General features: G+C 25.0%; 1 protein-coding gene and 1 pseudogene. Both read left to right on the top strand.

Going from position 1 to position 1335, the window contains the following annotated elements:
* Positions 1 to 174: 174 nt before the first annotated feature.
* A complete protein-coding gene (locus Q0370_RS10585) occupies positions 175 to 732 on the top strand; it encodes a hypothetical protein (RefSeq protein WP_299575509.1) in 558 nt (185 codons plus the stop codon).
* Positions 732 to 1335: pseudogene (locus Q0370_RS10590) on the top strand (hypothetical protein); the annotation flags it as partial. The gene Q0370_RS10585 and the pseudogene Q0370_RS10590, both read left to right, overlap by 1 nt.

The following is a 1335-nucleotide window of genomic DNA, read 5'->3' on the forward strand; positions in this document are numbered from 1 at the left end:
ATGACTATTTTACTCAAACCCTAAATTTATATAATTTTTAGTAGTTTAATTTTAAGTAGGTTTGAGTATAATTTGAAATTGAAAATAAAAAATTATGATAATTCCTAAAATTGTTTGATTTTATCAGTTTAATATTGAAAGAGTTAAGATATATTTTGGAAAGGATTTTGAATAATGGATAAATTAAGAAAATTTGACATAGCTATAGGCATATTATTTGGAATTATGACAATAATTTTAATTTATTTATTTTTTAGTAATAACATATTTTTTATGTGGGCATTTCAGCGGCACCGTAATATACTAAGCTGGTATATTAGACCATTATTTATTATTCCAATAATTTGGAGTGCATACAAAAAGAGGTTTTCAGGAATTTCAATTTCTATTTTTGGTCTATTTACGAGTATGTTTTGGTTTCCAAAGCCAAATATAACTAATCCTGAAATTGTAAAATTTTTAAATTTTGAAGCAAATTATTTGAAAAGTGGATGGACAATGGATAAAATTGTCCTACTTTTTACTGTTATAGTTTTTTTTATTTTTATAATAGTTTCAACTTGGACAAAAAACTGGAAATTACTTTTATTAATTTTAATAGCAACTGCAATTCTTAAAATATTTAACAGCTACCTTTTAACTGGCAAGAGTGCATTGTCAATGTTGAAGCCTGCAGTTGCTGGATTAATTGTCTGTGTGATAGCTGTATTTGTCTTAAAAAAGAAAAACTGATGAAAAAGGGGGAAGAAGAAGCAAATATGAAAAAAATATTCTCAATTATTGTAGGATTAATCTTAATATTTACAATAACAAGTTGTCAAAATGATAAAAAAATTATTGAAAATGATTTAAAAAATTTAATAGAATTCACTCGAAACGGAGGTTATAAATCATTAAATAATGATAAAATGGCTACTATAACATTTGAAGCAATTGATGAAGGATATAAAAAAATGTCCTATAAAATTAATAAAACAAAAAAAGAAAATAAAAATAAAAAAGAAGATGAAGAATTCTTAGAAGATGAAGATGAAGAAGATGATGAGGCTGAGGATTATAAAACATATCTAGAACGTCAGAAACGAGAACAAAGAGAAAAATCTAGAGTAGTTGAAGAAAAATATGATGAGTCTGATTATGAAGACGAAGAAGATTATGAAGAAGAAACTGAGAAAAAAGAAGGATTCTTCTCAAGACTAAAAGATAAATTGTTCAATGTAAGTGATGATGAAATTGATCAAGAGGAATTAGATGCAGTATTAGATGATTTCGAAGAAGAGTTAGAAGAAGAGAAAAAATCTGATAAGAAAAAATCTCAATTTAAAGAAGAAAAAG

Origin of the sequence: uncultured Leptotrichia sp. (assembly GCF_938036635.1) — a bacterium.
Taxonomy (GTDB): Bacteria; Fusobacteriota; Fusobacteriia; order Fusobacteriales; family Leptotrichiaceae; genus Leptotrichia; species Leptotrichia hongkongensis.

Bases quoted from the DNA above. Each gene is read 5' to 3' on its own strand.
- Q0370_RS10585 (WP_299575509.1), top strand. From the start codon at position 175: ATGGATAAATTAAGAAAATTTGACATAGCTATAGGCATATTATTTGGA.